Source organism: Pseudomonas sp. S2_C11, assembly GCF_054668395.1.
On record NZ_CP162765.1, the window covers coordinates 5,814,005 to 5,834,592 of the forward strand.

Sequence of the window (20,588 nt, forward strand, 5' to 3'; positions counted from 1 at the left end):
CGTTCAGCCGAATTCCACAGGAGCCCGTTATGTCGATTGCGCAGTTGATCAGCCCACAAGCTTTGGACGCTCGCAAAGAGCAGCCGGGGCTGGTGATTCTCGATTGTCGTTTCGCCCTCGAAGATCCGGATTACGGCCAGCGCAGCTACGCCGAAGGGCATATTGCCGGGGCGAGTTTCGCCGATCTGGAACGGGATCTGAGCGGTAAAGTCGAGAAGGGCGTGACCGGACGTCATCCGTTGCCCGAGCCGGCGGTGTTGATCGAGCGCCTGCAAGCCTGGGGCATCAGCAACGACAGCGATGTGGTTTTGTACGACGACGGCCCGGGTGCATACGCGGCGCGGGCGTGGTGGTTGCTGGCATGGCTGGGCAAGCGCGACGGCGTATTCATTCTCGATGGCGGGCTCAAGGTCTGGCACGCGGCCGGCCTGCCGCTGAGCCTGGATCCGCCGAGCGTGACGTCGGGTAACTTCAGTGGTCAGCCGGACATGAGCCTGTTGCTCAGCGCCGAACAATTGCAGCAGCGCCTCGGCCAGCCAACCCTGACCCTGCTCGACGCCCGCGCCTTGCCGCGCTTCAAGGGCGAAGTGGAACCGATCGATCCGGTCGCCGGGCACATTCCCGGCGCGCAGTGCGCGGCGTTCACCGACAACCTCGGCAGTGATGGACGTTTTTTGCCGGCGGAGCAGCTCAAGCAGCGCTTTGCGGCGAAGCTGGGTGATCGCTCACCGTCGGAACTGGTCGCCTACTGCGGCTCGGGAGTGACGGCGTGTCACAACCTGTTCGCACTGTGCCTGGCTGGGTATCCGCTGGGGGCGCTGTATGCCGGATCGTGGAGCGAGTGGATCAACGAACCGTCGCGCGGCATTGCCACGGGCGAATAAACACAGCGATCTCCTGTAGGAGTGAGCCTGCTCGCGATGGCGGTATGTCTGTGAGTTAAATGCCAACTGACTCACCGCTTTCGCGAGCAGGCTCGCTCCCACATTGAATCAGGTTGTGCCATGCATTTTCATGCCGACACAAATCCCTGTGGGAGCGAGCCTGCTCGCGAAGGCGTCCTGTCAGGCATTGAATTTCCAGACTGACCCACCGCCATCGCGAGCAGGCTCACTCCTGCAAGGGATATGCGGCGTTCATTGACCGAGTGCGGCCAGCCATTGTGGTATGCGCCGCTCCAGGTAATACCCGGGCTGGCGAAACGAGCCGTCGACGAAACCGACATGACCGCCACGCGTTTGCAATTCGAACTGGGTGCAGGCTGACAACTCATCGGCTTGCGGCAGGCTGTGGGGAAATACGAACGGATCATCCGCTGCCTGAATGATCAGCGTCGGCGTGCGGATCTCGCCTAGGTAGTAGCGGCTCGAGGCGCGGCGGTAGTAATCCTCGGCATCGGTGAAACCATGCAGCGGCGCGGTAACCCGGCCGTCGAAATCCCAAAACGTACGCATGTTTTCCAGCGAGCCGAGCGCGGCCAGTTTCGCCAGGCCGTCTTCGCGCCCGTCATGCTGGAACTGGCGCTGCTTGTTTTTGATGTAGGCGACCATTTCGCGCATGAAATGCGCCTGATAAACCCGCGAAAACCCCTGGCCGATACGATCGGCACATTGATCGAGGCGGAACGGTACCGACACCGCCACCGCGCCGAGCACACCGCTGTTGCTGCCGGTTTCACCGAGATGCTTGAGCAGCACATTACCGCCCAGCGAATAGCCGACCGCGTACAACGGCGCCAACGGTCGTTTCGCGCGCAGGTGCTGGATGGCTTCGGCAAGGTCTTCGCTGGCGCCGGAGTGGTAGCTGCGCGGCAACAGATTCGGCTCGCCGGAACAACCGCGCCAGTTCAGCGCGACGCTGGCCCAGCCCTGATCGGCCAAGGCCTTTTGGATGCCCGCCACATAGGGCGAATTGGAAGAACCGGTCAAACCGTGCAGCACCAGTACCAACGGCGCCTCGGCACTGTGCGGGCCGTGCCAGTCGAGGTCGAGGAAGTCGCCGTCCTCGAGCCACAGGCGTTCGCGTTCGCGCTCGATGTGCACGGTCTTGCGCCACAGCGGACCCCACAGGGTTTGCAGATGCGGATTGCCGAGGCCGAAGGCCGGAACGAAACGCGAGGCGGGAAGCGGGGACGGTGATTGCACGGCAAATCTCGACAGGTCTTGCGTAAAGCGACCGGCGCACAGGGCGGGCTATCGCTTCTCAACGAAAGCGCCTAACTTGCCACAAAGCCCGGGTCGGCGCGACACATGTCCTCTTCAGCCTGACCGATCGGCGCAACCTCCGGTCCAGGCAGTGGCTGTTGCTCGACACTGGGGCCGACCGTAACCGACACCCAGCGATCAACAGACAAGTGACGGTTCATGGCGAGTTTGATGTCGTCCACCGTCAGCTTCTGCACTTGTTGCATTGTGTAATCCAGATCGAGCGGCAAGTCGTAGCGGTTGATCTCCACGAGTCTGGCCAGAATGTGCCGGTTGCTGGCGCTGGTGAGCACATTTCTGTTGGCCAGCCTGCGCTTGAGGTGCTCGAGTTCCGGGGCGGTCGGCCCTTGCCGAAGAAAATCATTGAGCATCGAGCGCACCAAAGCGACGGTGCTGTCGCTCATGGAGCTACCGGTCTGCAAGGTGACGGTCAGCAACCCGGCGCCACCAGCCCAATTGACGCTGGCGCCATACACGTCATAAACCTGTCCGCGCTTGTGCCGCAGTTCATTCATCAACCGACTGTTGCTGCCTCCGGCGAGAATCTGACTGGCGGCGTACAAGGCGGTGTGATCGGCATGTCGTCGCGGCACGCTGATTTGGGCAAAGGCAATGTGGGTCTGCAGTTGATTCAGTTCCAGGTGACTGGACTGGACGTTTCCGGGCGTTGCCATTGCTGAAGACACCAGCGCGTCAGGAGGCTTGGGCAGGGCATTGCTGATCTGCAGGCTGATCGCTTGTGCCTGGTCCAGAGTGAGGTCGCCGACCAGGGTGATTTGCGCATGTCGGGCAGCGTAATAGCGGCGATGGAAATCCTCCACGGCGGCCCGGGTCACGGCATTGAGGCCCCATTGCGTGCCATAGACCGGAAGGCTGTAGGGGCTGTCCGGCGCAAGCAGTGCCTTGATGCTCTGCGAGGCCAGACCCGCGGCATCGCCTTGCTCTGCGATGAGCGCGGCGCGCAGTTCGTCTTTCACTGGCGGCAGGCGCTGGGCGCTGAGCGATGGCTCGCTGAATATTCGCGTCAACAGATCCATCGCCGGTAGGCGCTTGGCCGGATCGCTGAGGCTGCGCAGGGAGAACACGGCGCGGTCGTGATCGATGTCCATTTCCCATTGCGCGCCGAGCCCGTCGAAGGTTTCGACGATGGCGGACAAATCCTTGCCGGGGATACCTTCATTGAGCATGGAAAAGGTCGTGGCAGCCAGGCCCGGCAGGCTACCGTCGCGGGCGCTGCCTGCGGCGAAGCTGACGTGAATATCGAACATCGGCAGATCGCTCGTGCGCACGAACAGCACCTTGGTGCCGGTCAGGGTTTTCCAGCCCCTGATCTGCAATGCGCGCGGCTTGATTTCCAGCGCTTGGACTTCGCTGAGCGATTGCAGGCGCGATGTCCGCGCTTGTTCAGGCTGACCATCAGCGCAAGCCGCCGCAGCCGACAGCCACATCAGGACCAACCCCGTGCGCCTTGAGGACCTGCTCATCGGACGTCCACCTTGCGTACGTGGGCAACGCTGAGACGCTCGGGTGTCAGCCACGTGGCGGCCACTTCGCGGATCTGTTGCGGCGTCACTTTCGCCAATGCAGCTGCATCTTCATCGAGTATTCGCCAAGGCAAGCCGATGGCCTGGAGCCTGGCCAGCTGACGCGCCTGTTCCTGAATCGAATCGCGGGCATACACCTGCTGCGCGATCAGTTGCGTGCGTGCCCGCTCGAGCTCTTCTGCCGACGGTGGTGTGGTGCGCAACGTTTCGATCTGCTCCCACACCCGCGCTTGCGCACCTTCAAGATCGGTCAGCGGCGGATCGGCCAGCTCGGCAGTCAACAGCAGCAGGCTGTCGCCGCGCGTCCGTTCGTCGTAGTGAGTGTCGACACGATTGAGAACGCGGTCGGTGAAAATCAATTTCTTTTGCAGGCGCGCGCCATGTGCGCCGCCGAGTATCGCGTTGATCAGGCGCAGGGCGTGCACGGTGTGCAGGTCTTTGGCCGTGGCCAGTCCGGGCAGATTGAAAGCCATCAGCAACCGCTCTGCTGGGACATGGCGCTGCAAGGTCAGTCTGCGTTCGCCCGGCACTTTCAGCTCCACGGGCCGTAACAGGCGCGGCACGGGACGATTTGCGAGCGCGCCAAAATAGCGCTCGGCCAGCGGCTGCACGTGTGCGAGCGTGACATCGCCGACGATCACCAGTACGGCGTTGCCCGGCGCATAACGGCTTTGATACCAATGGCGAAGTTCCTTGGCGTCCACGTGCTGCAGGTCGTGCATCCAGCCGATGACTGGCGTGCGATAGCTGTTGGCGACATGCGCCTGGCTGGTGAAGTGTTCCAGCGCAGCGGCGTCGACATCGTCGTCGATGCGCAGCTGGCGCTCTTCGCGGATGACTGCCAGTTCGGTTTTCAGGTCGTCGACGTGCAAATCAGCAGTCGTCATCAGGTCGGCCATCAGCTCGAAAACCACGCCCAGATAGCGCGGCGACAGGGTCTGGTAGTAGCCGGTGACGTCCTCGGCGGTGAAGGCATTTTCTTCGGCACCCAGGGACTCCAAAAGACGCGAAGCCTCACCGGCGCAGGTCTTGCGGCTGCCTCTGTAGAGCATGTGTTCAAGAACGTGCGATAGCCCGGCTTGCCCCGGCGCCTCGTCTGCCGAGCCGACCTTGAACCACAAATGCGAAGTGACCAGCGGCGCACGGTGATCCTCGCGCACCAGTACCTGCAAACCGTTTTCCAGGGTGAATTGATGAGTCGGCGGGGGCGTGGCGGCCAGCGTCATGAACGGCGCGAGGCCAAGAAAAAGCAGCATCCGGCTGCAGAGCGTATCCATACGCGAAATCCTCAGTGGTTAACGCAGATTGCGGTAACCACTGTGGCGGACTGCGAGGCACTGGGTGCGGTAACCATCTACCGCACGCTAAAGCGCAGTACGGATGGTTCAAGCGCTGCGCTGCCACAGCGCGTAATACACACGACCGGATTTCTGTTCGCGGTGCAGGCGCCAGTTGCCCGGCAGGCCCAGCGTCGATGGCGCTGTTTCGCTTTCCGTGTAGATCCACGAATCGGCCGCCAGCCATTGGCGCTCTTCCAGCAAAGTACAAACCGCTGGTAACAGGTTCTGGTTGAACGGCGGGTCGAGGAACACCAGATCGAACGGCGTCGCGGCCTGGGTTTCCAGGTAGCGCAGCGCGTCGGCGGTTTGCACCTGGCCGTTGCTGCAACGCAAGGTGCCGAGGTGTTCCTTCAGACTGGAAACCGCAACGTTGCTGGCGTCCAGCGCCTGGGCCGTGGCCGCGCCTCGGGACAGCGCTTCGAGAAACAGCGCGCCGCTGCCGGCGAACGGGTCGAGCACTTTCGCCCCTTCGACATAGGGCGCGAGCCAGTTGAACAGGGTTTCACGCACGCGATCCGGGGTCGGGCGCAGGCCCGGTGCGTCGGGGAAGCTCAGCTTGCGGCTGCGCCACTGGCCGCCAATGATGCGCAGCTGATTGACGCCGTTGTGCACGTTTTGCACGGGTTTTTTCGGTGCTCGAGTGGCCATTAATGCTCCGGAACCCCGAGCGGTTGCTCGGCAGGTTTATCAGATGGGGCCGGTAACGGCTTTTGCGGCACGGTCGGGCCAGCGGTGACGATGACCATTTTCTCCGTGCTCAGGTGTTTGTTCAGCGCATCGCGGACCTGCTCCACAGTCAGGCTCTGCGACTGCCGCATGAAATCGTCGAGATAGCTCAGTGGCAGATTATAGAAGCCCATCGCGCCGAGCTGGCCAACGATGTCGGCGTTGCTCGCGGTGGACAGCGGGAAGCTGCCGGCCAGTTCGCGCTTGGCATCGTCGAGTTCTTTCTGTGTCGGCCCGGTTTTCAGGTAGTCGGCGAGCACGTCCTGCACCAGTTTCAGGGTGCCTTCGCTCATCTCGGCGCGGGTCTGCAGGTTGATCATGAACGGGCCACGGGCCTGCATCGGGCTGAACGCCGAATACACGCCGTAGGTCAGGCCGCGCTTCTCGCGCACTTCGCTCATCAGGCGCGTACCGAAACCACCGCCGCCGAGGATCTGGTTGCCCAGCGACAGCGCGGCGTAATCCGGATCATCGCGATCGATGCCCAGTTGCGCGAGCATCAGGTTGGTCTGTTTCGAAGGAAACTCGATGTGGTTGACACTGGCCTTCGGCTCCTGCGGCGCAGCGATCTTCGCCAGCGCCGGACCTTTCGGCAGGGCCGAGGAAACCTGATTGGCAATCGCCTCGGCTTCGGCTCGCGACAAATCACCAACCAGCGCAATCACCGCATTGCCGGCGGCGTAGGCCTTGGCATGAAACTCGCGCAATTGCGCCAGGGTGATCTTCGGCACGCTCTGGGCAGTGCCATCGCTGGAATGCGCGTACGGGTGATCGCCATACAGACGCTTCATCAGCTCCAGGCTGGCGAGTTTGCCGGGGTTCTGTTTCTGATATTCGAAACCGGCGAGCAGTTGGTTCTTGATGCGCGCGAAGGAATCGGCGGGGAAGGTCGGTTTGCCGACCACATCGGCGAACAGCTTCAACGCCGGTTCACGCTGCTCGGGCGCGCTCAGGCTGCGCAACGAGGCCAGCGCCATGTCCTTGAACGCACCGTTGCCGAAGTCGGCCCCAAGGCCTTCAAACCCTTGAGCGATGGCGCCGACGTCTTTGCCGGCAATGCCTTCGTTGAGCATGGCGTTGGTCAGCACCGCGAGGCCGGGCGCGTTGCCGTCCTGGCTGCTGCCAGCGGCGAAGATCAGGCGCATATCGAACATCGGCAGCTCATGCGCTTCGACGAACAGCACTTTGGCGCCGTCAGCGGTGTTCCAGGTCTGTACATCGAGCTTGCGGCTGGCCGGGGCCTTGCCATCGAGTTCGGCCAGCGATTGCAATTTCTGGCTGGACTTGGCGTTATCCAAGGCTTCGCTGGCGTGGCTGTCAGCGCCGGGCGACAGATACACAGCCGCCGAGCCGATCACCGCGACAGCAATCAGGCCAAGCAGCATCAGGCGTGGGGTTTTGCGCTCACTCATGAGTCGTCTCCAAAGGCAGGACGTGGGCGACGCTGAGACGTTCGCGGGTGAAATACTTTTTCGCGGCGTTCTGGATGTCTTGCGGGGTCACGCTTTCCAGATCGGCCAGTTCGGTGTCCATCAGCTTCCACGACAGACCGACCGTTTCCAGTTGACCGATCGCGGTGGCCTGGCTGGTGATCGAGTCACGCTCGTAGACCAGGCCGGCGATGACTTGAGCGCGGACGCGTTCCAGCTCTTCGGCAGACGGCGCGGTGGTTTTCAGTTGCTCAAGCAGTTTCCACAAGCCGGCTTCGGCCTGGGCAATGGTCTTTTTCTTCTGCGTATTTGGCGTGGCCGACAGGGTGAACAGGCTGTCACCACGGGTGTAGGCGTCATAGTCCGACGAGCCGCCGGAGACCAGCTCTTCGCCACGTTCCAGCTGCGTCGGGATGCGCCCGCTGTAGCCGCCATCGAGCAGCGCGGAGATCAGGCGCAGGGCGTTGACCGAGCGTTTGTCTTCAGCGGTAGCAATGCTCGGCACGTTGAAGCCAAGCATCAGGCTCGGCAGTTGGGTCTGCACGCGCAGGGTGATCTGGCGTTCGCCGGGCTCGGCCAGTTCCAGCGGTTTTTTCGCCGGTGGCACGTCGCGTTTGGCGACCGGGCCGAAGTAGCGCTGGGCGAGGGTTTTCACTTCGTCCGGAGTGACGTCACCGACCACCACCAGCGTGGCGTTGTTCGGCGCGTACCAGGATTGGTACCAGTGGCGCAGTTCCTCGACTTTCATGCGGTCCAGGTCAGCCATCCAGCCGATGGTCGGCGTGTGATAACCGCTGGCCGGGTAGGCCATGGCCTTGTAGCGCTCGTAGGCCTTGGACATCGGCTTGTCATCGGTGCGCAGGCGGCGCTCTTCCTTGATGACTTCGACTTCCTTGGCGAACTCGTCGGCCGGCAGGCGCAGATTGGCCATGCGGTCGGCTTCCAGCTCAAACGCCACGCCGAGACGGTCACGGGCCAGCACCTGGTAATAAGCAGTGAAGTCGTCGCTGGTGAACGCGTTCTCTTCGGCGCCGAGGTCGCGCAGGATCAGCGAGGCTTCGCCGGGGCCGACTTTTTCGCTGCCCTTGAACATCATGTGCTCAAGCGCGTGGGACAGACCGGTCTGCCCCGGAGTCTCGTAGCTGGAGCCGACCTTGTACCAGATCTGCGAAACGACCACCGGCGCACGATGGTCTTCGCGCACGACGACCTTGAGGCCGTTGTCGAGGGTGAATTCATGGGTCGGTTGCGGGTCGGCCGCCAGGGCCGAAAGGGGCAGGCAGACTGCGCTGAGCAGCAGGCCAGCAGCGCGGCGGGCTAGAGCATTCATTCGTTTTTCAACCTGTTGGGCTGCCCGCTTGGTCTTAGCGTCGGCGGGCGAGAGGTAGGGCGTGTCATTGATCATTACCAGTACCGCGCCGGCGCCTGATAGTGTGCAGGGCAAGGCGCGAGGAGTGTGGTTTGGTTGTTCCAAATAAACTCCGAGCAACGCAGCCCTGCACACTATCAGGCCCGGCCCTCCGGGTGGCGCCTGAAAACGGGCCATACTGCGTTGCAGTCCTTGGCAAGGAAAGCACATTCCCTGCGGCCTGCGCCTTGTCTGGCCCGTTTTCAGGCGGCCACGCGGTACTGGTAATGATCAATGACACGCCCTAGGATACTGATCCGTTTTACTGGCGGCCACGCCTATCAGGTTTCGATACCCGGTCAGGCTGTATGGGTTTGTCGCGGATAGCAGCAGTTTTTCATCTGAACTGCGCATTTTCGCCGACGATGCCGCTCCAGTCCTTCGTGTTAATTGAAGTTTGAGGTGCCTTCGGTGCCTCGACAAAATGTTGCGCGTGAACAAGCTGGGTGAAACACAGTCTGTTCTGCATCGAATATTTATTTGCCGGGGCGCCCTGTTGGCGCGTCGCTACCGTGAGATAGCCGTCCTCCATGTTTGGTTCCAACGACGACAAGAAGAGCCCAGCTGCGGCTGGCGAGAAGAAAAGCCTGTTCGGATGGCTGCGGAAGAAACCGCAGGAACCCGTCGTCGAACAGCCGCCCGCGATTCCTGAGCCGGCCCCTGCGCCTGCACCTGTAATAGAAGAAGAGCCGGCGCCGATTGTGCTGCCGATCGCCGAGCCGGTGCTGCAACCGGAGGCTGAAGCCGAGCCGGAAGCGCCCGCCGCTCCCGAACTGCCGCTGACGCCCGCCGCCGAGCCGTGGCTGACCTTGCCGGTGGCAGAAGAGCCGGTGGCCCTGGTTGAAGAAGCGGCGTCACATGTGACGCCGGTGATTCCTGCGCCGGTTGCCGAGGTGGCTGCGCAGCCTGTGCCTGAGCCGGTTGTCGAGCCAGCGCCGGTCATTTCTGAACCCGCCGCCCCGGTTGTCCCGCCGTCCGAGCCTGAGCCCGCATCGATTGCCGCTGCGCCGGTTGTCGCTCCGGTCGTGCCGGTCGAAGTCCCTGTAGAAGCGCCAGTCGAAACCCCGCGCACCGAAGAAACCAAAGCCGGTTTCTTCGCCCGCCTCAAGCAAGGCCTGTCGAAGACCAGCGCCAGCATCGGCGAGGGCATGGCCAGCCTGTTCCTCGGGCGCAAGACCATCGACGATGACCTGCTCGACGACCTCGAAACCCGACTGCTGACCGCCGACGTCGGTGTCGAGGCTACGACGCAGATCATTCAGCGCCTGACCCAGAAGGTTGCACGCAAGGAACTGGCAGACGCCGACGCCCTGTACAAATCCCTGCAGGCCGAACTGGCCGCAATGCTCAAACCGGTCGAACAACCGCTGAAAATCGCCTCGCAGAACAAGCCGTTCGTGATTCTGGTGGTAGGCGTCAACGGCGCCGGCAAAACCACCACTATCGGCAAACTGGCGAAGAAGCTGCAACTGGAAGGCAAGAAAGTCATGCTCGCCGCTGGTGACACCTTCCGTGCTGCGGCGGTAGAGCAATTGCAGGTCTGGGGCGAGCGCAACAAGATTCCGGTGATCGCTCAGCACACCGGCGCCGATTCCGCTTCGGTGATCTTCGACGCCGTGCAAGCGGCCAAGGCCCGTGGCATCGATGTGCTGATCGCTGACACCGCCGGTCGCCTGCACACCAAAGACAACCTGATGGAAGAGCTGAAAAAGGTTCGCCGGGTGATCGGCAAGCTCGATGCCGACGCGCCGCATGAAGTGCTGTTGGTGCTCGACGCCGGCACTGGCCAGAACGCGATCAACCAGGCCAAGCAGTTCAACCAGACCGTCGAACTGACCGGCCTGGCGCTGACCAAGCTCGATGGCACTGCCAAGGGCGGGGTGATTTTCGCCCTGGCCAAGCAATTCGGCCTGCCGATTCGCTACATCGGCGTCGGTGAAGGCATCGACGATTTGCGTACCTTTGAAGCCGAACCCTTTGTCCAGGCACTGTTTGCCGAGCGGGAGCGTTCATGATTCGTTTCGAACAGGTCGGTAAACGCTACCCGAACGGTCACGTCGGCTTGCATGAGCTGAGCTTTCGAGTCCGTCGTGGCGAATTCTTGTTTGTCACCGGTCACTCCGGTGCCGGTAAATCCACGCTGTTGCGCCTTCTACTTGCAATGGAACGGCCGACCAGCGGCAAGCTGCTGCTTGCCGGGCAAGACCTGAGCACCATCAGCAACGCGCAGATTCCGTTCCTTCGCCGACAGATCGGCGTGGTGTTCCAGAATCACCAGTTGCTGTTCGATCGCACGGTGTTCAACAACGTCGCCTTGCCGCTGCAGATTCTCGGCCTGTCGAAGGTCGAGATCGCCAAGCGCGTCGATTCGGCGCTGGAACGCGTGGCGCTGTCGGACAAATCCGATCTGTACCCGGGCGATCTGTCCACCGGTCAGCAACAGCGCGTCGGCATTGCCCGCGCCATCGTCCATCGCCCGGCCTTGCTGCTGGCGGACGAACCGACCGGTAACCTCGACCCGCGTCTGGCCGCCGAAATCATGGGCGTGTTCGAAGACATCAACCGTTTGGGCACCAGCGTACTGATCGCCAGTCACGACCTGGCACTGATCGCGCGCATGCGTCATCGCATGCTGACCCTGCAACGCGGCCGCCTCATCGGCGACGGGGAGGCCGGGGTATGAGTGCGACACGCAGTCCGAAGGTTTCCGAGCGCGTGGCCCCGAAGGCCGCCGATCCGCAACCGCAGAAAAAGAAAAAGCACGACGATGACGACGGCCCGGACTTCGCCACGCTGTTTCGCGCCTGGATCGAAAGCCATCGCGCCAGCCTGCTCGACAGCCTGCGCCGTCTCGGCAAACAGCCGATCGGCAGCTTCTTCACCTGCATGGTGATGGCCGTGGCGTTGAGTCTGCCGATGGGGCTGTCGCTGTTGCTCAATAACGTCGAACGTCTCGGCGGTTCCTGGCAGCGCGCGGCGCAGATTTCGCTGTACCTGCAACTCGACGCCAGCCCGGAGCAAGGCGAAGCGCTGCGTGAGCAGATCAAAGGCATGCCCGGGGTAGCTGATGCCGAATATGTCGGCCGCGATCAGGCGCTGGAAGAGTTCCAGCAGCAATCCGGCCTGGGCGAAGCCCTGCGTGAGCTGCCTGACAACCCTTTGCCGGGTGTGGTGTTGGTGACACCGAACGAAGTCGACAAGCCGACACTCGAAGCATTAAGACAAAAACTTTCCGAGCTGCCGAAGGTACAACAGGCGCAACTTGATCTAGTCTGGGTCGAGCGTCTGGCCGCCATCCTCAAGCTTGGCGACCGCTTTGTCTTCGGTCTGACGGTGTTGTTGGTGTCTGCATTACTTTTGGTGATAGGCAATACCATTCGTCTTCATATTGAAAACCGCCGCACCGAGATAGAAGTGATTAAACTCGTCGGCGGCACTGACAGTTATGTGCGCCGCCCTTTCCTTTATATGGGCGCGTTGTATGGCTTCGGTGCAGGGCTGTTGTCCTGGGGCGTATTGGCGTTCGGCCTGAACTGGCTGAACGATGCGGTGGTCGGACTGGCCGGCTTGTACGGCAGTGATTTCGCCCTGGCCGGTGTGCCAGTGGCCGACGGTCTGTCGCTCTTGCTTGGCGCGGTGCTGTTGGGTTATATCGGTGCATGGATTGCAGTCGCACGTCATCTCAGGGAGCTGGCGCCGAAGTAGAATCTTTTTTGCGCGTGATTGACCTTGCGGTTTTTATGGGAACTTGTACCTGAGTTCCCGGTCAATTTTTCGCAGTGCCGAGAGGCACGAGTATGTGAGTGGGAGGTTTTTTCGTATGACCAATTCTTTGCAACCTGCGTATGCATTGGTTCCGGGTGCGAACCTGGAAGCCTACGTGCACACCGTCAACAGCATTCCATTGCTGACGCCGGAGCAGGAGCGTGAACTGGCCGAGAGTCTCTACTATGAGCAGGATTTGGGGGCGGCTCGGCAGATGGTGCTCGCCCACCTGCGTTTTGTCGTACACATTGCCCGTAGCTATTCCGGCTACGGGCTGGCTCAGGCTGACCTGATCCAGGAAGGTAACGTCGGCCTGATGAAGGCCGTCAAGCGCTTCAACCCGGAAATGGGCGTGCGTCTGGTGTCGTTCGCCGTGCACTGGATCAAGGCGGAAATTCACGAGTTCATCCTGCGCAACTGGCGCATTGTGAAAGTCGCGACCACCAAGGCCCAGCGCAAGCTGTTCTTCAACCTGCGCAGCCAGAAGAAGCGCCTGGCGTGGCTGAACAACGAGGAAGTCCACCGTGTGGCGGAAAGCCTCGGCGTCGAACCACGTGAAGTGCGCGAGATGGAAAGTCGTCTGACCGGTCACGACATGGCCTTCGACCCGGCTGCCGAAGCCGACGACGACAGTGCTTTCCAGTCTCCGGCCAACTACCTTGAAGACCACCGGTACGACCCGGCGCGTCAACTGGAAGATGCCGACTGGAGCGACAACTCCAACACCAACCTGCACGAAGCACTGGAAGTGCTGGACGAGCGCAGCCGTGACATCCTCTACCAGCGCTGGCTGGCGGAAGAGAAAGCCACGCTGCACGATCTGGCGCAGAAGTACAACGTGTCGGCCGAGCGAATCCGTCAGCTCGAAAAGAGCGCGATGAACAAGCTCAAGTTGTCGATCGCCGCGTAACCGGTAGATCAGCAATAAAAAACGCCCCGATCAGCGATGATCGGGGCGTTTTCATTCTGTTTCAACACAAATCCCTGTGGGAGCGAGCCCGCTCGCGAAAGCGGTTTATCAGTGCCATCAATGCAAGCTGACACACCGCTTTCGCGAGCAGGCTCGCTCCCACATTGGAATTTCGGTGTTATTCAGCCCAAGGCGCCCGCCGCGAATCGTTCAGCCCGAGCAAGTAACTGTCTCCGCCCAACTGACTCATCTGCTGCCGAATCCACCCAGCCCGGCGCGATACATAACCGGTCGGATGACTCGCGCTCCACACCCGTGGATTGGGCAGTACGGCAGCCAGATAACTCGCCTGCTGACGCGACAATGACTTTGCGCTCACACCAAAGTGATGGCGGGCCGCCGCTTCAGCGCCAAATACGCCGTCATCCCACTCGACGCTGTTCAGGTACACCTCGAGAATTCGCTGCTTGGGCCAGAACACCTCGATCAGCGCGGTAAACCACGCTTCCAGGCCTTTGCGCAGATAACTGCGGCCCGACCACAGAAAGAGGTTTTTCGACACCTGTTGGCTCAAGGTGCTGGCACCGCGAATCGAACCGCCCAGTTCGTTGTGGGCCAGAGCAGCCTGAATCGCGCGCAGATCGAAGCCCCAGTGCTCGGGGAATTTCTGGTCTTCGCCAGCAATTACCGCCACTTTCAGGTCATCGGAGATCTCGTTCCACGGTTTCCAGGTGCGCTGCAGGTCAATCGGCTCGCCGTCGACCCAGGATTCGACCTTGCGCTCGACCATCAGCGCCGTGCCCGGCGGTGGCACGAAGCGAAACACCAGCACCAGCAAGACACTGCCGCCGGCGAACCAGAGCAGAGCCTTCGTGAGACGACGGAAAATTGAACGCAGCATAGAGATGGCTTGGCCGAACCCGTGGAGCGGGCCATTATACAGACCCTGCCGATGGCGTCTGACTGGAGTTCCCCATGCTGCGTGGCTTTTTGATGCTGGCTGCTTTTTTCGGATTCACCGGTGTTGCGCTGGGCGCGTTTGCCGCCCACGGCCTGAAAAACCGTCTGACGCCGGAATACCTGACGATCTTCCACACTGGCGTCACCTACCAACTGGTGCACACGCTCGCACTGTTCGGCGTTGCGCTGCTGGCCACGCAGATTCCAGGGCGGCTGGTCACTTGGGCCGGCGTGTCCTTCACCGTCGGCATTGTGTTGTTCTCCGGCAGCCTGTATCTGCTGACCACCACCGGCATCAGCAAGCTCGGCATCATTACCCCTTTTGGTGGCCTCGCGTTTCTCATCGGTTGGGTTTGCCTCGGCCTCGCCGCCTGGCGCTTGCAGCTAACCGCTTGACGCTTGGTACTGACCTTTAGGTCATGATCGGGCTAGAATGCCAGCCCCTAAAAATGATGGCGGCGTTGTGCATGCGCATTCAGTTGAACGGTGAGTCCTTTGAACTGCCCGACGGTGAAACCGTTGCGGGCCTGATCACCCGTCTGGATCTGGCCGGACGTCGGGTGGCGGTCGAGCTCAATCTGGACATCGTCCCGCGCAGCCAGCATGCCGACACTACGTTGAACGACGGCGACAACGTCGAAGTGGTCCACGCCATCGGCGGCGGCTGATCGCCCGGCCCGCAAGGGCACAGAATTCTGCAAGACCCTCACCCTTAAAGAGGATTCCCCATGAGCATCGTTCGTAGCGACAAGCCTTTTGTGCTGGCCGGTCGTACTTACCAGTCGCGTTTGCTGGTCGGTACCGGCAAGTACCGTGACATGGAAGAAACCCGCCAGGCCATCGAAGCCTCGGGTGCCGAGATCGTCACCTTCGCCGTACGCCGCACCAACCTGGGCCAGATCGAAGGCGAGCCGAACCTGCTTGAAGTGTTGTCGCCGGATCGCTACACCTTCCTGCCGAACACTGCCGGTTGCTACGACGCCATCGAAGCCGTGCGCACCTGCCGCCTGGCGCGTGAACTGCTCGACGGCCACAATCTGGTGAAGCTGGAAGTGCTGGCCGACCAGAAGACCCTGTTCCCCAACGTGATCGAAACCCTCAAGGCCGCCGAAACCCTGGTCAAGGAAGGCTTCGACGTGATGGTCTACACCAGCGATGACCCGATCATCGCCCGGCAACTGGCGGAAATCGGCTGCATCGCCGTGATGCCGCTGGCCGGTCTGATCGGCTCCGGTCTGGGCATCTGCAATCCGTACAACCTGCAGATCATCCTCGAAGAAGCCAGGATCCCGGTGCTGGTGGATGCTGGTGTCGGTACCGCTTCCGACGCGACCATCGCCATGGAACTGGGTTGCGACGCCGTACTGATGAACTCGGCCATCGCCCACGCCCAGCAACCGGTCATGATGGCGCAAGCCATGCAGCACGCCATCGTCGCCGGTCGCCTGGCGTACCTCGCCGGCCGCATGCCGAAAAAACTTTATGCCAGCGCCTCTTCGCCGCTGGATGGTCTGATCAAGTAAGAGCCATTGATGACTGAATCGAACGACACGCCTGTCCAGCCGGACGAAGGCGACGAGCGCCAACACCGCCGCATCAAGAGTTTCGTGATGCGCGCCGGGCGCATGACCGAAGGCCAGCAACGCGGCCTGGATCAGGGCGCGCCGCTGTATGTGCTGCCGCTGGCCGATGCGCCGGTCGATTACGACCAGGTGTTCGGCCGCTCGGCGCCGCGCTCGCTGGAAATCGGTTTCGGCATGGGCCACTCGCTGCTGGAAATGGCCGCGGCCGCTCCAGAGCAGGATTTCATCGGTGTTGAAGTGCACCGTCCGGGTGTCGGCGCGCTGCTCAATGGCGTGCTGACCCAAGGGCTGACCAACCTGCGGGTCTACGATTGTGACGCGATCGAAGTGCTCAATCGCTGCATCGCCGACAACAGCCTCGATCGCCTGATGCTGTTTTTCCCGGATCCGTGGCACAAGAGCCGCCACCACAAGCGCCGCATCGTCCAGGCCTCGTTCGCTGAACTGGTGCGCAGCAAGTTGAAGGTTGGCGGCATTCTGCACATGGCCACCGACTGGGAGCCTTACGCCGAGTACATGCTGGAAGTGATGAACGTCGCCCCGGGGTACCGCAACCTTGCCGAAGACGGCAAATGCGTCCCACGCCCGGCCGAACGCCCGATCACCAAGTTCGAACGCCGTGGCGAACGCCTTGGCCATGGCGTGTGGGATCTGAAGTTCGAAAAGATCGCATAAGCATCACGCAAAAAAAACTGTGGGAGCGAGCCTGCTCGCGAAAGCGGTCTGACGTTCAACGATGATGTTGGATGTCAAGACGCCTTCGCGAGCAGGCTCGCTCCCACAATTGTTTTGTGTATGAGGAGATTACAGGGGGGCAAGAAATCGAGCGGGCACCTGCTCTGTCAACCAGACGCCATTTTCGGCCTGATAGAACTTGAAGCCCTGTTCTTCCATCTGCTTCGCGGCAACCTTCAGAACGACTGGCGTTCCGTAGCGTTGACCCACGGCCGACGCGGTGGCGATCTCGTCGGACAGATGCACCTGATGGCGTTGTCCTGGAATCAAGCCTTGTCTGTGGATCGAGTCGAGAAAACGCGTCGCTGTTCCGTGGTAGAGCGTTTGCGGTGGCTGTTTCTGCTCGAATTGCAGATCAACGCTTTTCGTCGAGTGGCCTTGAACAGCGCGTATACAGTGGCCATCAGCGGAAATCGTAAAACGCTTCTTGTCACTGCTGGTCACGACGTTTTCAATCAGCTCACGACTTAAATGCCTGCCATCACGCGCCGCGCCGCTGATCAGTGCTTCGATATTTGCCCAGCCTTCCGAATTCAGATTCAGTCCGATCGCCTGAGGCTCGTGACGCAACACGAAGCTAAGAAATTTGCTCGTCTCATCCAGTAGTTTTTTACTCATGAACTTCCCTTTCATTGCGATCAACTGTGGGAGTGAGCCTGCTCGCGATTGCGGACTGACAGTCACCGAAGAGGTTGAATGTCAGACCACTATCGCGAGCAGGCTCACTCCTACATTCGTTTTGGGTGTGCCGAAAGATCAGCGGCGATCAGCAACCACGCCGATCAGCACCAGTACCACCAGCAGCACCGGCGCCAGGCTGTAGTTGTTGAACTGGCTCAGGCCTTTGATCACCCATGGCGTGGCGTAGATCAGCGCGGCGCCGCTGCCGATCAGGCAGAGCAGGGCCATCAGGGGCACGCGCAGGGCGCCGGCGATGCTGCCCAGGCGTTGCTCGACCCAGCCTTTGAAGTCAGCGCCGAACAGCACCAGCAGGCAACCGACCAGCGCCAGGGCGATTTCCGAGAGATTGCTGCGGCTCCAGCGGGAGACGGTGGCCAGCAGGTCGAGTATCAAATCCATGCGTTTTCCCTTTGAGCTGAAGTCAGTTCAGAAATTGTTGCAGCAAATCGTTGAGGAACAGTTGGCCGCGTTCGGTCGCCGCCAGGCGTGACGGTTCGACCTGCAACAGGCCGCTTTGTTCGGCCTCGCGCCGGCCTTCGGCGAGGGTGTCCAGCGACAGGCCGGTGCGTTCCGGATACAGGCGCGATTCGACCCCGGCGGTCAGGCGCAGGGCGTTCATCAGGAACTCGAACGGCATCTCGTCATTGCTCAGCGATTTCTGCCCGGCCTGAAAGCTTTTCGCGGGATTCAGATAGTCCTTCGGCAGGCGGGTTTTCCATGTGCGCACGATGCGCCCGTCCGGGTGACTCAGCTTGCCATGGGCGCCGGCGCCGATGCCGATGAAGTCGCCGAAGCTCCAGTAATTGAGGTTATGCCGCGCAGGGCGACCGGCCTGGGCATACGCCGACACTTCGTACTGCGCGTAACCGTGCTCGGCCAGCAGCGCCTGGCCGGCTTCCTGAATGTCCCACAGGGTGTCGTCTTCCGGCAGCACTGGCGGCTGATTCCAGAACACCGTATTGGGCTCCAGCGTCAGTTGATACCAGGAAATGTGCGTCGGTTTCAGCGCAATGGCTTGGCGCAGATCGCTCAGGGCATCGTCCAGCGACTGATCGGGCAAACCGTGCATCAAGTCGAGGTTGAAGTTATCGAACCCGGCCTGCCGCGCCATGCCCGCCGCACGCACGGCTTCGTCACCGTTGTGGATGCGGCCAAGGGCCTCAAGCTTCTCCTGCTGAAAGCTCTGGATACCGATCGATAGCCGATTGATCCCCAGCTTGCGATAGGCGACAAACTTCTCCTGCTCGAAGGTGCCCGGGTTGGCTTCCAGGGTGATTTCGATGTCGGCGGCGAACGGGATGCGCTGCTCGACACCCTTCAACAAACGCCCGAGGGCTTCGGCGCTGAACAGGCTCGGCGTCCCGCCACCGAAGAAAATCGAAGTCAGCTCACGGCCATACACCGCATGCAGATCCTGATCGAGATCGGCCAGCAGCGCGTCGACGTATTCCTGCTCCGGCAGCATCGGGCTGGCGGTGTGCGAGTTGAAATCGCAATACGGGCATTTGCGCACACACCACGGGATGTGGATGTACAGCGCCAGGGGCGGCAGGGTTGGCAGCGGTGCCCTATGCGAGGACGCGGCGCCGCCGATAATCAGCGACGACGCGGAAGAATCAGTGGTCATTTCAAGCCCAGACGCTGGCGCAGCAGATCCATTGCACGGGCGCGGTGGCTGATCTGGTTCTTGTCGGCCGGGCTCAGTTCGGCGCTGGAGCAGTCGCGCTCCGGCACCCAGAACAGTGGGTCATAACCGAAGCCGTGCTCGCCGCTGGCAGCGGTGAGGATGCGCCCGTGCCACAGGCCTTCGCAGAGAATCGGCAGCGGATCATCGGCGTGGCGTACCAGTGCCAGCACGCAGACGAACTGCGCGCCGCGCTCGGCTTGCGGTACGTCCTTCAGCGCATCGAGCAGTTTGGCGTTGTTCGCCGCATCGCCCTGGCCGTCGGCGTAACGCGCCGAGTAGATACCCGGCGCACCGCCAAGGAAATCTACCGCCAGCCCGGAATCGTCGGCCAGTGCCGGCAGGCCTGAAATGCGCGCGGCATTGCGCGCCTTGAGGATCGCGTTCTCGACGAACGACAGGCCGGTTTCTTCCGGCTCGACCTTGCTCCACTCGCCAATCGAGCGCAGTTGCACCGAGTCGCCGAGCATGGCCTGGAGTTCTTTGAGTTTGCCGGCGTTATGGCTGGCCAGTACGAGCTGCTTGATGTTCATCATTCGCCGGGAAAGAGTTCTTGGTTGAAATTGATAGTGTTGATCTTGTCGCCGTTCTGCACCTTGATTTCAAAGGTGCGGGTTTCCTGCTGCGGCACCGGGTACTGGGCGATGTAGTAGATCGCGCCCTGTTCGGTGACCTGGCGGAATTTCAGCGCCACGCTGTTGCTGGTCAGGTCCTTGATCGTGCCGGTGACGCTGGCGATCACCGGTTTGCCGTCCTTGACCACCGAAACATTGATCACGCCTTGGTTCTTGCTGCGGATCAGCTCGGCAGCCTTGGCGATGTCCGGTTGCAGGAACGTCGAGTTGAAGGTGTTGTAGTGCACCGTGATGTCGCCGAAGGTTTCCTTGCGCTCACCTTTGATGACGTCCGCCGCCATGGTGCTGGCGCTCAGGCAGGCGGTGAATAACAGCAACGCTAGACGGCTCATGTTCGTGCTCCTTCAAATGCCCTGGCTCAGACCGCGACTCGGGCGTCCGCCAACTGCGGACTGCTGACGCGGTAGATACCGATTTCACCTAACAGATTAGGCCATAGCTTACTGGCCCACCCGTGGCGGTGCTGTTGATCCACGGCAAGCCGATCAATGACCTTGGCGTCACGTTCGCGGCACAACTCTTCGAAGTCCTCGAAGGTGCAGAAGTGAATGTTCGGCGTGTTGTACCAGGTGTAAGGCAGGAATTCCGAGACCGGCATGCGGCCCTTGCTCGCCAGATACCAGCGGCAGCGCCAGTGGCCGAAGTTGGGGAAGGTAATGATGCACTGGCGACCGACCCGGAGCATTTCGTCGAGGATCTTGTCCGGGTAATGCACCGCTTGCAGGGCCTGGGTCATGACGACGATGTCGAAACTGTTGCTGGCAAAATTGCCCAGGCCTTTGTCCAGATCCTGCTCGATGACGTTGATGCCCTTGGCCACGCACTCGGCGATGTTGTCGGCGTCGTTTTCCAGGCCATAACCGGTGACGTTCTTGTTGTCGCGCAGCCAGGTCAGCAGCTCGCCGTCACCGCAACCCAGGTCGAGGACGCGGCTGCCGGCGGGGATCCATTCCTGGATGATTTCCAGATCAGCTCTCATGGCT

At 61.4% G+C, this 20,588-nt stretch carries 23 protein-coding genes; 9 read left to right on the forward strand and 14 right to left on the reverse strand.

The features are described 5' to 3' along the window. Positions 1-29: 29 nt before the first annotated feature. Positions 30-884, forward strand: coding sequence for a sulfurtransferase (locus AB4N48_RS26150; RefSeq protein WP_150636935.1), 855 nt, complete (start codon positions 30-32; stop codon positions 882-884). 252 nt (positions 885-1,136) lie between these two features. Here AB4N48_RS26150 and AB4N48_RS26155 read toward each other — a convergent pair whose 3' ends face one another. The 7 genes from AB4N48_RS26155 to AB4N48_RS26185 form a co-directional block, all read right to left on the reverse strand. Then, a complete protein-coding gene (locus AB4N48_RS26155; RefSeq protein WP_460094533.1) occupies positions 1,137-2,144 on the reverse strand; it encodes a hydrolase in 1,008 nt (335 codons plus the stop codon). Between the two features lie 71 nt (positions 2,145-2,215). Beyond that, positions 2,216-3,688: a M16 family metallopeptidase gene (locus tag AB4N48_RS26160; protein ID WP_082530280.1), complete on the reverse strand. Its 1,473-nt coding sequence runs from the start codon at positions 3,686-3,688 to the stop codon at positions 2,216-2,218. Beyond that, a complete protein-coding gene (locus AB4N48_RS26165; RefSeq protein ID WP_460094535.1) occupies positions 3,685-5,025 on the reverse strand; it encodes a M16 family metallopeptidase in 1,341 nt (446 codons plus the stop codon). Before AB4N48_RS26165 ends, AB4N48_RS26160 begins: the two co-directional genes overlap by 4 nt. Before the next feature lie 108 nt (positions 5,026-5,133). Further along, complete coding sequence (gene rsmD, locus AB4N48_RS26170) at positions 5,134-5,736, reverse strand: 16S rRNA (guanine(966)-N(2))-methyltransferase RsmD (protein WP_041476826.1); 603 nt, start codon at positions 5,734-5,736, stop codon at positions 5,134-5,136. Next, complete coding sequence (locus tag AB4N48_RS26175; protein ID WP_460094536.1) at positions 5,736-7,226, reverse strand: M16 family metallopeptidase; 1,491 nt, start codon at positions 7,224-7,226, stop codon at positions 5,736-5,738. The genes rsmD and AB4N48_RS26175 overlap by 1 nt, the downstream gene beginning before the upstream one ends. Then, on the reverse strand, positions 7,219-8,574 hold the full coding sequence (locus AB4N48_RS26180; RefSeq protein WP_460094537.1) for a M16 family metallopeptidase: 1,356 nt from the start codon (positions 8,572-8,574) through the stop codon (positions 7,219-7,221). The genes AB4N48_RS26175 and AB4N48_RS26180 overlap by 8 nt, the downstream gene beginning before the upstream one ends. 415 nt (positions 8,575-8,989) lie before the next feature. Next, positions 8,990-9,184: a hypothetical protein gene (locus tag AB4N48_RS26185; protein ID WP_056786354.1), complete on the reverse strand. Its 195-nt coding sequence runs from the start codon at positions 9,182-9,184 to the stop codon at positions 8,990-8,992. Here AB4N48_RS26185 and ftsY point away from each other — a divergent pair. The 4 genes from ftsY (at position 9,183) to rpoH (ending at position 13,327) form a co-directional block, all read left to right on the forward strand. Next, entirely contained in the window at positions 9,183-10,667 is a 1,485-nt protein-coding gene (gene ftsY, locus AB4N48_RS26190; RefSeq protein ID WP_256807939.1) for a signal recognition particle-docking protein FtsY, read from the forward strand. The two genes, AB4N48_RS26185 and ftsY, sit on opposite strands and share 2 nt — an antisense overlap. Further along, on the forward strand, positions 10,664-11,335 hold the full coding sequence (gene ftsE, locus AB4N48_RS26195; protein ID WP_016772715.1) for a cell division ATP-binding protein FtsE: 672 nt from the start codon (positions 10,664-10,666) through the stop codon (positions 11,333-11,335). Before ftsY ends, ftsE begins: the two co-directional genes overlap by 4 nt. Then, on the forward strand, positions 11,332-12,357 hold the full coding sequence (gene ftsX / locus AB4N48_RS26200) for a permease-like cell division protein FtsX (RefSeq protein WP_016772716.1): 1,026 nt from the start codon (positions 11,332-11,334) through the stop codon (positions 12,355-12,357). The genes ftsE and ftsX overlap by 4 nt, the downstream gene beginning before the upstream one ends. A 115-nt stretch (positions 12,358-12,472) precedes the next feature. Beyond that, the gene (gene rpoH / locus AB4N48_RS26205; protein WP_016772717.1) at positions 12,473-13,327 is read left to right on the forward strand and encodes an RNA polymerase sigma factor RpoH; all 855 of its coding nucleotides are present in this window, start codon (positions 12,473-12,475) and stop codon (positions 13,325-13,327) included. Positions 13,328-13,505: 178 nt separating this feature from the next. On the opposite strand, the gene mtgA is transcribed toward rpoH, so the two are convergent. Beyond that, positions 13,506-14,228 (reverse strand): monofunctional biosynthetic peptidoglycan transglycosylase, encoded by a 723-nt coding sequence (mtgA, locus tag AB4N48_RS26210; protein ID WP_095181330.1) that lies wholly within the window; start codon positions 14,226-14,228, stop codon positions 13,506-13,508. Positions 14,229-14,302: 74 nt separating this feature from the next. On the opposite strand from mtgA, the gene AB4N48_RS26215 reads away from it, so the two are divergent. The 4 genes from AB4N48_RS26215 (at position 14,303) to trmB (ending at position 16,545) form a co-directional block, all read left to right on the forward strand. Next, a complete protein-coding gene (locus AB4N48_RS26215; RefSeq protein WP_056786365.1) occupies positions 14,303-14,683 on the forward strand; it encodes a DUF423 domain-containing protein in 381 nt (126 codons plus the stop codon). 71 nt (positions 14,684-14,754) lie between these two features. After that, on the forward strand, positions 14,755-14,955 hold the full coding sequence (gene thiS, locus AB4N48_RS26220; protein ID WP_038861193.1) for a sulfur carrier protein ThiS: 201 nt from the start codon (positions 14,755-14,757) through the stop codon (positions 14,953-14,955). A gap of 60 nt (positions 14,956-15,015) precedes the next feature. After that, on the forward strand, positions 15,016-15,810 hold the full coding sequence (locus AB4N48_RS26225) for a thiazole synthase (protein WP_041476820.1): 795 nt from the start codon (positions 15,016-15,018) through the stop codon (positions 15,808-15,810). Between the two features lie 9 nt (positions 15,811-15,819). After that, positions 15,820-16,545, forward strand: coding sequence for a tRNA (guanosine(46)-N7)-methyltransferase TrmB (gene trmB / locus AB4N48_RS26230; RefSeq protein WP_024014663.1), 726 nt, complete (start codon positions 15,820-15,822; stop codon positions 16,543-16,545). 129 nt (positions 16,546-16,674) lie between these two features. On the opposite strand, the gene AB4N48_RS26235 is transcribed toward trmB, so the two are convergent. The 6 genes from AB4N48_RS26235 to metW all read right to left on the reverse strand — a co-directional run bounded on the left by AB4N48_RS26235 (position 16,675) and on the right by metW (position 20,584). Further along, complete coding sequence (locus tag AB4N48_RS26235) at positions 16,675-17,223, reverse strand: RNA 2'-phosphotransferase (RefSeq protein WP_150636923.1); 549 nt, start codon at positions 17,221-17,223, stop codon at positions 16,675-16,677. Positions 17,224-17,361: 138 nt separating this feature from the next. After that, a complete protein-coding gene (locus tag AB4N48_RS26240; RefSeq protein WP_008083808.1) occupies positions 17,362-17,685 on the reverse strand; it encodes a DUF3392 domain-containing protein in 324 nt (107 codons plus the stop codon). Between the two features lie 22 nt (positions 17,686-17,707). Further along, positions 17,708-18,913: a radical SAM family heme chaperone HemW gene (gene hemW, locus AB4N48_RS26245; protein WP_460094538.1), complete on the reverse strand. Its 1,206-nt coding sequence runs from the start codon at positions 18,911-18,913 to the stop codon at positions 17,708-17,710. After that, the gene (rdgB, locus tag AB4N48_RS26250; RefSeq protein WP_024014661.1) at positions 18,910-19,506 is read right to left on the reverse strand and encodes an RdgB/HAM1 family non-canonical purine NTP pyrophosphatase; all 597 of its coding nucleotides are present in this window, start codon (positions 19,504-19,506) and stop codon (positions 18,910-18,912) included. Before rdgB ends, hemW begins: the two co-directional genes overlap by 4 nt. After that, the gene (locus tag AB4N48_RS26255) at positions 19,503-19,937 is read right to left on the reverse strand and encodes a DUF4426 domain-containing protein (protein ID WP_150636919.1); all 435 of its coding nucleotides are present in this window, start codon (positions 19,935-19,937) and stop codon (positions 19,503-19,505) included. Before AB4N48_RS26255 ends, rdgB begins: the two co-directional genes overlap by 4 nt. 26 nt (positions 19,938-19,963) lie before the next feature. Further along, a complete protein-coding gene (gene metW / locus AB4N48_RS26260) occupies positions 19,964-20,584 on the reverse strand; it encodes a methionine biosynthesis protein MetW (protein ID WP_056786380.1) in 621 nt (206 codons plus the stop codon). Positions 20,585-20,588: the final 4 nt, after the last annotated feature.